5 protein-coding genes are annotated in these 11,694 nt (G+C 41.6%); all 5 read right to left on the bottom strand.

What is annotated here, in order from left to right; all coding sequences use genetic code 11:
* Positions 1–240: 240 nt before the first annotated feature.
* The 5 genes from PY364_RS06015 to PY364_RS05995 all read right to left on the bottom strand — a co-directional run bounded on the left by PY364_RS06015 (position 241) and on the right by PY364_RS05995 (position 11,451).
* A complete protein-coding gene (locus PY364_RS06015; RefSeq protein ID WP_275521336.1) occupies positions 241–2,385 on the bottom strand; it encodes a polyribonucleotide nucleotidyltransferase in 2,145 nt (714 codons plus the stop codon).
* Between the two features lie 349 nt (positions 2,386–2,734).
* Positions 2,735–4,222: a response regulator gene (locus PY364_RS06010; RefSeq protein WP_275521335.1), complete on the bottom strand. Its 1,488-nt coding sequence runs from the start codon at positions 4,220–4,222 to the stop codon at positions 2,735–2,737.
* Between the two features lie 89 nt (positions 4,223–4,311).
* Entirely contained in the window at positions 4,312–6,324 is a 2,013-nt protein-coding gene (locus tag PY364_RS06005; RefSeq protein ID WP_275521333.1) for a response regulator, read from the bottom strand.
* Positions 6,325–6,544: 220 nt separating this feature from the next.
* Entirely contained in the window at positions 6,545–9,289 is a 2,745-nt protein-coding gene (locus tag PY364_RS06000) for a response regulator (protein WP_275521332.1), read from the bottom strand.
* Entirely contained in the window at positions 9,286–11,451 is a 2,166-nt protein-coding gene (locus tag PY364_RS05995; RefSeq protein ID WP_275521331.1) for a CBS domain-containing protein, read from the bottom strand. The genes PY364_RS06000 and PY364_RS05995 overlap by 4 nt, the downstream gene beginning before the upstream one ends.
* Between the last annotated feature and the right edge of the window lie 243 nt (positions 11,452–11,694).

Here is an 11,694-nt window from a genome sequence, read left to right as displayed (position 1 = left end):
GTATCTTTACCGCCCAGAGGGCGGCGTTACGGATATTGGCAGTTTTATAATATATGAAGGCATAATAATTTAGTTATCTATAAAGGGCAGAATTTATCGAAAAAAAGACTTATGTATATTTTTTTTAGTAATTTTAACAGTTAACAGTTAACCCTGTGGAACTAGGCAATTGCTAATCAGCAATTAGTAATCTGAAATTACCTATTACCAATTACCAATTAGCCATTCCTCGTTATTGATTTATCGCTCGCGTGCAGCGGCGGCTTCATCCGGGTGAATGTTCAAGCGTGTGAGATTAATCCGACCTTTGTTGTCAATCTCGCGCACTTTTACGATCACTTCATCGGCAACAGCTAACTCATCTTCGACTTTACCTACGCGGTAATCCGCTAATTGGGAAATATGAATCATTCCCTCTTTTCCAGGTAAAATCTCGACAAAAGCACCGATAGGAATAATCCTGGTGACGCGACCAACGTAGACATCTCCAGCATTTAGCTTGCGCGTCATGCCTTGGATAATATTGTAGGCGCGTGCAGCTCTTTCGCTATCGTTACCTGCGATCGTTACGGTGCCGTCGTCGTCAATGTCAATTTTGACTCCAGTTTCTTCGGTGATTGCCTTGATGGTTTTGCCACCTGGGCCAATTACTAAACCGATGAATTCGGGTTCAATCTTCAGCGTCAGCAGGCGTGGCGCGAAGGGTGACATTGTGGTGCGAGGTTTGTCAATAGTAGAGAGCATTTTCTCTAAAATGTGTAACCGCGCGGGTTTGGCTTTGTGGATGGCATCTGCGATTACTTGTAAGGGTAAACCAGATATTTTCATGTCCATCTGTAAAGCTGTAATCCCGGTATCGGTACCGGCTACTTTAAAGTCCATGTCGCCGAGGAAGTCTTCAATCCCCTGAATGTCTGTCAGGATGCGGATTTCATCGCCTTCTTTAATTAATCCCATCGCCGCGCCGCTTACAGGTTGGATTAGGGGAACCCCTGCATCCATTAATGCTAGGGTTGAGGCGCAAACGGAACCCATTGAGGTGGAACCGTTGGAGGAAAGGACTTCTGAAACTACCCGAATCACATAGGGGAAATCTACTTGCTTGGGCAATACGGGGAGGATTGCGCGTTCTGCTAGGGCTCCGTGACCGATTTCCCGTCTTCCGGGCGATCGCATCGGTCTGGTTTCTCCCACAGAGTAAGGGGGGAAGTTATAGTGATGCAAATAGCGCTTTTCGTCTTGGGGATGTAAGTCATCTCCCAAGTCTTGGGCATCTCCGGGAGTTCCCAGGGTGGCGGCGGATAGTACCTGAGTCAATCCTCGGTTAAATAGAGCGCTACCATGAACTCGTGAGGGCAATACGCCGACGCGACAGGACACTGGGCGCACTTCATCTAGCTTGCGACCGTCTACGCGCACGCCGTCTTCGACGATTTGGCGACGCATCAGCTTTTTGGTGACATCTTTGAAAACGTTGGCGATCGCTTTGCTATCAACACCCGCCGCTACACGCACGGGATCGTCTTCGGCAAGTTCTGCGATCGCAGCTACCACCGCTGCTGCCTTCACCTCATCTAAAGCCGTATCACGAGCTTTTTTATCTAACTCAAATTGAGATAGAATGTGCCTGATTGGAGATTCTGCGCGATCGCGGATAAAATTCTCCAGCGTCGAGTCTGTTTCCGGTCTCTCCTCTCGTATCAACTCAATCCCCAACTCTGCCATGATTTCCCGCTGAGCCTGAATCAAATCAGACGCAGCCTCGTAACCAAAATCAATGGCCTCAATAATATCTCGCTCTGGCAACTGATTAGCACCCGCTTCCACCATGATCACCCCATCCGGGGAGCCCGCTACCACCAGATCCAATTCACCCGTCTTAATCTCCTTATAGGTTGGGTTGATAATAAAATCATCACCCACCAAACCCACACGCACCGCCGCCATCGGGCCGTAAAACGGCATCTTAGCCAGCAGCACCGCCACTGATGCCCCCGTCACCGCCAGCACATCCGGCGGCACTTCTTCATCCATCGAAAGCGTCGTAGCCACAACCTGAATGTCGTCCCGCAACCAACTCGGAAACAGCGGTCGCAGCGGACGATCGATCAAACGACCCGTCAGAGTTACTTTCTCTGGCGGACGGCCTTCCCGCCGCAAGAAACCACCCGGAATTTTACCACCGGCATATAATCTCTCTTCGTAATCCACCAGCAGCGGCAAGAAATCAATCCCTTCTCTACCCTGTGCGCGGGTAGCAGTGACTAAAACTGATGTTTCTCCTGACTGGATCAACACAGCACCTCCCGCCTGCGGTGCCAGTAAGCCGATCTTCAGTCTAATATCCCGTCCATCAAAGGATATTGACTTGTCTATCTCTACCATGTAGTCGTCTTTCCTTATCTACCACAGTTCTTTCACTGCGAAAAAATTACCACAAATCAATGGCTCTAGCTGTTTGCCCAAAGTTTTCTGGTAAGTTCTTCGGAAAGTGTGCTTGAGACTGCTTATTTTCAGCCAATTTAGGGTAAGCGAACTCATTCATTGAGTCATCTTAACCATTTAGTAATTCTAGTATTTTTCTTGTCCAATAAGGCGGTTTACCCCTTGTTCCAGAAAATCGATTTTAAAATCGCTTTTTGAGGAATGCCTCTGGGTCTATGGGAATAAACGTGAGTTCGTGGCGTAGGCGAAGCCAGTCGAAGGCATCGCCCTCCATCGAACTCACGTTGTATTAGAGTTTTATATAGGGAAGAGTAAAATAAAAAGTTGCTCCAGCACCTACTTGAGATTCTACCCAAATTTGGCCGCTATGACGTTCAACAATCTTTTGACAGATGGCTAAACCAATGCCAGTTCCGGTATATTCTTCTTGCGTATGCAGTCGCTGAAAAATTTGGAATATCCGCTCTGAATGTTTGGAATCAATTCCAATTCCATTATCTTTGACAGAGAATAACCAGTCGCTTTCCCGACGCTCAGCACTAATGTGAATTAGCGGCGGCTCGTCGCGGCGATACTTAATTGCATTGCCAATTAAATTCTGAAATACTTGTACCATTTGAGAATAGTCTCCGAGGACTACAGGTAAGTCACAATGGGTGACATCAGCTTGATTTTTACGGATTGCTAAGTGTAAATTAGCACAAGCTTCTTCAAAAATTTGATTGCAATTTATGGGTTCAAAATCTTTGTTTTTCTTACTAACCCGCGAATATTCTAACAAGTCATCAATCAGGGACTGCATTCGCACAGAACCCTTAATCATTTTATGAATAAACTTCATCGCATTAGCATCAATTTGGTCTTTATACCGCCCTTCTAAGAGTTGAGCATAGCTGGCAATTGTTGACAGCGGCGCTTGCAAATCGTGGGAGGCAACATAAGCAAACTGTTCGAGTTCTGCATTAGAGCGAGCTAATTCTTGTTCTGCTTGTTTGCGTGCTGTAATGTTGTGAAAAGTCACTGCAAAGCCGTCATTTAACTTAACCGCAACAATTTGCAACCAAGAAGGACTGATATTTTCCTGTTCGTAATAAAACTCTGTATCTAATGGCTCTCCTGTTTCAACTACAGAAACATATAAATCAAATAGACCATTTTTGCGATGCAGGGGCATTTCCTCTAACAAATACTTGCCAACTAGGTCTTCTGAGTTGATATCTAAGATTGCCTCAACGGAGTGATTCATCAAAATCCACTGGAAATCGACAATCTTTCTATCGCTGTTTCTGACAGTAGAAAAAGCTGCTATTCCGTCTAGAGAACTGTTCAATATACTTGCAATCAGTGACTGCGATTGTTGCAATAGAGTATTTTGCTCTTCTAATTTATTTTGTAGCTTTTGAAGGGAAATTTGGGTGTCAATTCTTGCTAAAACTTCTTCCACTTGAAAGGGCTTAATAATATAATCTACGCCGCCCACTTGAAAAGCTTTAATTTTATATTGAACATCATCTAATCCGCTTAAAAAAATGACGGGAACTGAGCGAGTTGGTTCGCTGGATTTCAGCTTTTGGCAAACTTCATAGCCGTCCATATCCGGCATCATAATATCAAGCAAAATTAAATTGGGGGGAGAGGCGATCGCAGCATTCAGCCCTAGTTGACCAGAGATCGCCCTTTTTACGTTATATCCGCGATCTGTTAGAATTTTTGATAAAAACCGTAGATTACTGGGCTGATCGTCAACAATTAATATTTTGAGGCTATTATTATCCATTATATTTATATTAAATTAACACTATAATAGCTGACTTAAATAATTTGTAGGAATTTGTACTGCCGCCCAGAGGGAGGCCTTACCTTACCTTATTCATGCCCAAGTTCGGATTCTATAATTGATTGAGTTATACGAACTATTCTATCAAGGCGAAAATCCTCTAGTAAATCTTTTAAAGCGTCACCTAAAGTCACAAAGTTTTCTGGTATTGTATCAATTAACTGGAAGACTAAATCTTCATTAACTTCGTTAGCTGCTTGATTAAGCTGCTGCACCCAACTCAAGGGCATCTCGCCCAGCAAAGGCAAAAAAAATGAATCGGGTCTTTCGCTGATAAAATAACGCAGACCTGGCGTAGTATTTGTAACTGGGGGCAACTGCTCGTACATATAGCGCACTCCTAAGAACTCTGTCATCTTTTCAAAGATTACCTGTTCTTGGAAAGGTTTACGAACAAAATCGTCGCAACCCGCTGCTATGATTTCCTCCCGCCTTTCTTCAAAAGCACTAGCAGTTAGAGCAATAATTACGGTACGGGAACTCTCAATATTAGATTGGATATTTTGAATTTGGGATGGGAGATTTAGTAATATTTTCTCCTGTTTCTCTCTTTCTTTAGCTCTAATTTGTAGGGCAACTTCCATGCCATCCATTATAGGCATCCGTGTATCAAGCAAAATCAAATGTGGCTGCCAACTCTCCCAGAGAGTAAGTGCTTGTTCGCCATTTTCAGCTTCTAAAACTTCAAAACCTATTGGTTGGAGCAACTTAACTAGCAGCAAGCGATTTTCTTGAGTATCGTCAACTACTAAAATCCGATAATCTCCTTGATCTGCTTCTAATGCACTGACTCGTTGTAGAGGATGATCTATTACTTCATAAGCATCTGCTCGGCTGATTTGGATATTAAATTTAAAAATTGTTCCTTTATTCAAAGCGCTGATTGCTGTAATATTTCCATGTAATAGTTGCACAAATTTTCGAGTGATAGTTAAGCCTAATCCTGTCCCTTCTGCGGATTTACGTCCAGCTTCGCTTTGCACAAAAGGATCGAATAAACTATCAATTTCTTCTGGTGCTATGCCAACTCCGGTGTCTTCTACTTCAAAGATAATTGGGAATGGTTCGCAATCGGAAGGTGTTGTATATAATAATCCTGGTTCCGAGTTGACCACACCCAAATTTACCCGCAAAGTAACGCTACCATTCTCAGTGAATTTAATTGCATTTCCCAGTAAGTTAATCAAACATACACGCAATTTTTTTTCATCAGTTTTGATATAGTGAGGCACATCAGGATGTACTGTAAATCTCAGTTTCAAACCTTTTTTTTCTGCTTTGAAGTGAAACATCTCTTCGAGAGTATCGAGAAGTCGATATAGGTCAAAGCTGGTTTCGCAGATCGTAATTATACCAGCTTCGATTTTGGACATATCCAAAACATCATTAATTAAATCCAGCAAGTGTTCGCCACTGCGGTTAATAATTCTAAGATTTTCTAGCTGGTCTGTACTCAGGAAAGGGTCGCGGATCATAACTTGAGTAAAGCCCAAAATAGCGTTGAGAGGGGTACGCAGTTCGTGGCTCATATTGGCGAGAAATTCACTTTTAGCTTTGGATGCAGCCGCAGCAGATTCTTCGGCTTTTTTGCGTTCTACTATTTCTTTTTGCAATTGTTCGTTTTGCTGCATCAGTTGTTTTTGCAGCCTTTGGATAGTTAGTTGATGTTCAACTCGTGCGACAACTTCTTCTACTTGAAATGGTTTAGTTATATAGTCTTCGCCACCAACCTGAAAAGCTTTAACTTTGTCCAATACTTCATCTAAAGCGCTAATAAAAATTACGGGAATTTGTGAGGTTTGAGCATCGGCTTTTAGTTCTTCACAGACTTCGTAACCATTCGTGTCTGGCATTCTGATGTCGAGTAAAATTAAATCGGGGGGAGCCGAACGTGCTGCTCTGACTGCCATTTTGCCATTAATTACGCCCCTAATTTTATACCCGCGTTCCGATAAGGTTGCGGATAAAACTTGCAGGTTTTCGGGGGTATCATCAACTATTAAAATGTTTCCTTTATTGATTTCTGTGTGATTGCTGGTCATTTTGCTGCTGATTGCTAATTTTGGGGGTTGATTGCAAATCGCTAATTGTTAAATAGAAGAAAGAAGAAGGCTGTAGTTATCTAGGAGATAAGGAAAAATGCTTATATTGTATTGTAAGCTTTTTAGTTATTCGTATTTTACTTTTACGTTTAATTAGGTAGATTTACTTAATTACTTTCCTCTAATTAGCTATTAAGACTATTTTTTAGGAGAAATTCAATTACAATTTTCTAAGTTCCTCAATTAAATCAAGAATTTTATCGCAGCGGAAGTTATTTACTAGCTGTGCTAAGGCCTTGCGAAAATTAGGGCGATCGCTAGGTATTTGGGAAAGCAACTGAAAAATGCTGTCATTATCAACAGAGTCAGCCGCATCGTATAACCGATCGACCCACTCAAGAGGCATCTCTTGGAAAGATGAAGGCTCTAAAATGAATGACGAATCTGATTGTCCGCTTTCTGATTCGTGATTTGTTAAAGATGGGGATCGCTTTCCACCTTGGGGGGAAGATAAAACTTGTTCTTCATAAAGATAACGTACTCCTAAGTATTTAGCCATCTTTTCTAAGATTACCTGTTCTCGGAACGGTTTGGCTACAAAGTCATCGCAACCTATTGATAAAATAATAGAGCGCTCTTCATCAAAAGCACTTGCTGTCAGGGCAATAATTACTGTTGCCTGACCTTTTAAATGGGCTTTGATTTGTTTTGTAGCTTCATACCCATCCATCACTGGCATCCTCATATCCATCAAAATTAGGTGGGGTTCCCAACTTGACCATAAATCAACAGCAACGGCCCCATTTTCGGCGGCGCGGACACAAAAGCCGAGGGATGTCAGCAATCTTACTAGCAGTAGGCGACTTTCGAGGCGATCGTCAACAGCTAAGATGCGGTATTGTGCTTGTCCTGCTTCCAGTCCAATAACACGCCTAGTTGTTTCTGAATCTTGAATCTCAATGTTATCAGGTAGACTAATTTCGATGTTGAATTTAAAAATGCTTCCCTTACCTATATGACTATTGACTGTAATATCTCCTCCCATTAATTGCACAAATTGTCTGCTAATTGGCAAACCTAAACCCGTTCCTTCTTGGGCTTTCATACCTGACTCTGTTTGTACGAAAGGCTTAAATAAGTTGTCTATTTCTTCGGTACCAATTCCAGAACCAGTATCTTCAATTTCAAACTGAAGAAAGAACGCAGAAGGATTTGATACACCTGCTGTCGTACTTTCTTCTTCCTTCATTCTTACGCGCAATGTCACTCCACCTTCTTCTGTAAACTTGATCGCATTTCCTAAAATATTAATCAATGCTTGGCGTAATTTACTTTCATCTGTTTGCACGTATTGGGGAAGGTTATGGGCAATATCAATAATTAACTGCAAGTTCTTTTTTTCTGCTTGTAGCTGAAACATTTTTTCGAGACTTTCCAGCAGGTGGTACAGATCGAAATTATTTTTATTGACTGTCACCTGACCTACTTCTATTTTAGACATTTGCAGAATATTGTTGATCAGGTTAAGTAAATGCTCTCCACTACGGCTAATGATTCCTAAATGCTCTTTTTGATCTGGTTTGAGGGATGAGTCACGGGCTAGCAACTGAGTAAAACCGAGAATAGCGTTGAGAGGAGTACGCAGTTCGTGGCTCATATTTGAGAGAAATTCGCTTTTAGCACGGTTAGCTTTATCAGCCGCTTCTTTTGCCTTTTGCAGGGCTATTTCTCCCTGTTTGCGGTCGCTAATATCCATCATTGTTATTAATAGCTTTTGTATTTGTCCCTGTTGAGTAAAAACTGGTTCTCCTCTTGATTCTATGTGGCGAATAGAACCATTAGAGCGTACAATCCGATATTCTATTTTATGAGTTATTCCTTCGGTAATAATACTATTAAAAGTTTTTTCCCATAACTCCAGATCGTCTGGATGAATATAATGGCGAAGTTCCTCACAATTTGGTTTAGGTTGACTTGGATCGAGACCAAAAATTCGGAATAGTTCCTCTGACCATATGGTACTATTAGTAAATAGATCGACTTCGCAACTGCCAACACGGGCTATTCGCTGAGCGGCTGCTAAAAAAGCTTCTGAGGCGCGGAGTTTTTCTTCTGCACGTTTGCGCTCAGTGATGTCTTGACTCACAGAAATCACACAAGTTTCTCCTTGAATTTGAATGATTTCTGCTGAAAGTAATGCTGTTCTAAGTTCGCCAACTTTTGGGCGAAATTGAAATTCATAGTTCCTAACTATACCTTGTTTTGCTAACCCTTTAAAAAGCTGATTGCGTTCTTCCCCATTTACCCAAAGACCTAGCTCAAGGGCAGTTTTACCAATAATTTCTTCGCTAGTAGAACCAATCATCTGGCAGAAGGCATCATTGATTTCTATATGTCGTCCATCTCTGAGTCTAGTAATAGTAATTGGGTTAGGAGAAGACCTAAAAGCTTTGGAAAACTTTTCTTCAGACAGTCGTAATTGAGCCGTCCGCTGCTCTACAAGTGTTTCTAATTCCTCATTTAGCTGCTGGAGTTTAATATTTTGATCTGCCAGTTTTTTGTCCTGAGAATAACTGCGAATCGCTTCTCTTACAGTTAAAATTAGGTCGGACTGCTGCCAAGGTTTAGCTATATAACGATATAATTGAGCATATTTAATAGCATTGGAAACTGCTTGCAAATCGGCTTGCCCCGTGAGCAAAATTTTGATTGTTTTCGGCGAAATATTATGAATTTGCTTTAACAATTCATCCCCTTTTATATCGGGCATGAAGTAATCAGAAATCACCAAGGGGACTTCGCAACCCTCTTCTTCTATTAGCTCTGTTAACAACTCTAAAGCATCTGCTCCTCCTTCCGCAGTTTCAATCGTATATTCTTCTGACAGCGCTTTTTTTAACTCGATTTTCAAACTTTCTAAAATCGTCGGTTCATCATCAACACAAATAATTACAGGTTTGTTCATAATTTTTCTAATTCAGATTTTTTTGAATCTAGAGGCAAAACTACAGTAAACTTGGTTTTCCCTGACCATGATTCTACCTTGATTTCGCCCTGATGTTTGTCAATAATTTTCTTGACAATATCTAACCCCAAACCACTTCCTTCTCCCGGCGCTTTAGTAGTGAAGAAGGGTTCAAATATTCTGGGCATAATCTCTGGAGGGATACCTTTACCAGTATCGGTAATGCTGACTAATAGGCTTTGCTCTTGTTGCTTAACTTCAATTTGTAAAGTGCCTCGATAGTTCATCGCTTGTAAAGCATTATAAAGCAAATTTGTCCAAACTTGATTGAGCTCGTCAGGATAGCACAGTAAATATGGCAAATTGAGATCGTAGTTTCTAACTACTTCAACACCCTGTTTGATTTGGTAGTGGTAAAGAGTTAAGACGGTTTCTATTCCCTCAGCGATATTGGCTGATACTTTTTCGCCAGAATTATCGTAACGACCATAAGTTTTCAATGCAAAGACTATTTTAGCAGCGCGTTCTGTCGCAGTGGCAATCGTGCGGCTACTTTTTTGCACCGTAGCGAATTGATAAGCAGCTTGTAAAATAGTTTGGTTGTCAGGCGCTTTTAACAAAGGCAAAAATGGTGCGACTTCGCCGCCAATCCCAATATCTGCCAAGATACAAGCAAGGTTGTCCGATTCTGCAATTTCTTGGGACTCTAGCTGACGCTGCAAAGCTTTTTTTAGTTGGCGTTTTTCTTTACTTGATAAGGTGTCTGCTTGCTGGGTTGACTTTTGTAGGAGAGCAAAGAAATACTGCTGGCGTTCTGGAGATAGTTCTTGAAAAAATGTCGGTAACTTGTCTAAGTTTTCAGTAAAAAATTCTAATATATTCTGTACAGAGGAGCGAATTGCTGCTAAGGGAGTATTAATTTCGTGAGCTACTCCCGCAATTAATTGTCCCAGAGATGCCATTTTTTCTGATTGAATTAACTCTTGTTGTGCTGCTTGTAAATTGGTAAGGACTTGTGCCAATTCTTGGTTACTTGCTGCTAGTTGTGCAGTGCGTTCTTGCACTCGCTGTTCGAGTTCGGCATTGAGGCGGCGCACTTCCGCTTCGGCTTGAGCGCGATCGCAAATTTCCTGCTTGAGTTGAGTGTTAGCTTGTCTCAGTTCCAGGGTTTGCTGCTTAATTTGTTCTTCTAAATTTTCATTTACCTGTCGCAATTTTTCTTCTGCCTGTTGCCGTTGCGTCGCTTCCCGCTGCATTTGAGCGTTAACTGTTCTCAACTCTTGGGTTTTTTCGGCGATGGTTTGCTGCAAAATTTCCACAGTGGCATACATTTCGACTGGATCTATGGCATACAATAGGGTAGATTGTGTAATAATTCCAACTAAATATCCACTTTTATCTACTACCACCAACCGTCTAATTTTGTGATTTTCCATCATCTCATGTGTGTCCCACAAAGTGCTATTTTTCTGTACTGGTAGCAGGGGAAAACTCATTAATTCTTCTGCTAGAATATGGGCGATATCGAGTCCACTTGCTGTGAAGTTAACAATATCTCTTTCGGTAATAATCCCAATAGGTTTGAGCGGTTTACTATTAGCAATTGCTTCTAAATAACCGAAAGATTGACAAATAACTACACAGCTTTTTCTGTTGGCTGCCATCTGCTGGGCAACTTCAAAAACTGAAGAATTTGCAGGGGCAGTAATTACTTCCGTTGTCATAATTTCTCCTACGCGCCCCATTTGCAGCAAATCGGTGGGTTTTAGGACTTGTCGCAAACTATCGGGGGTGACAACACCAATCGTCTTTCCTTCTTCGCCTATGATGGGTAGGTGACGAATTTTAGAAGAGCGAAATATGGCTAATACTGAGTAAATATCGCGAGCTTCTGCAAGGCTGATAGTAATCAAATGTTGCGTCATCACTTCGGAGATAGCGACTCCTTCTAACGCAGTTTTGCTAGCAGTAAGTTTTACTACATCACGCTCTGTGAAAATCCCAAGTAATTTATTTTCTTCTACTATCAATGTATAGCTAGCACGAGACTGACTCATGGCTGCAATAGCCTCCGTAACAGGAGTACACGGAGCCATTAGTAAGGGGTTGCGATCGATTGCCTGCTCTAGTAAGCTTTGCATATCAGAAAGATTTTGTGACATGGGAAGAAGAAGGAAGAAGGAAGAAGAAAAAAAGAGAAAGAGCTTTTAAAAAGTGATTGGGATTGATACAGTAAATATCGTCTTACCAGGTAGAGAGTCTGGAGACAACAAAGGCAACTAAACCGTAACGGAGTTGATTAGAAATTGACACCATTTGATTTTTGCCAGTATAAAAATTTCTGTCATTTATTAACCCATCGGAATTAGTCAAAAAGTATCCGTAACGCCGCCATCTTGGCGGTA

Origin of the sequence: Kamptonema sp. UHCC 0994 (genome assembly GCF_029167235.1) — a bacterium.
GTDB lineage: Bacteria > Cyanobacteriota > Cyanobacteriia > Cyanobacteriales > Microcoleaceae > Kamptonema.
The sequence above is the reverse complement of the archived record's forward strand: the minus strand, read 5'-3'. Positions and strand labels throughout refer to the sequence as shown.

Excerpts from the sequence above, each read along its gene's own strand:
- PY364_RS05995 (WP_275521331.1), bottom strand. The coding sequence starts at position 11,451 with ATGTCACAAAATCTTTCTGATATGCAAAGCTTACTAGAGCAGGCAATC.
- PY364_RS06000 (WP_275521332.1), bottom strand. The coding sequence starts at position 9,289 with ATGAACAAACCTGTAATTATTTGTGTTGATGATGAACCGACGATTTTA.
- PY364_RS06010 (WP_275521335.1), bottom strand. The coding sequence starts at position 4,222 with ATGGATAATAATAGCCTCAAAATATTAATTGTTGACGATCAGCCCAGT.
- PY364_RS06015 (WP_275521336.1), bottom strand. The coding sequence starts at position 2,385 with ATGGTAGAGATAGACAAGTCAATATCCTTTGATGGACGGGATATTAGA.
- PY364_RS06005 (WP_275521333.1), bottom strand. The coding sequence starts at position 6,324 with ATGACCAGCAATCACACAGAAATCAATAAAGGAAACATTTTAATAGTT.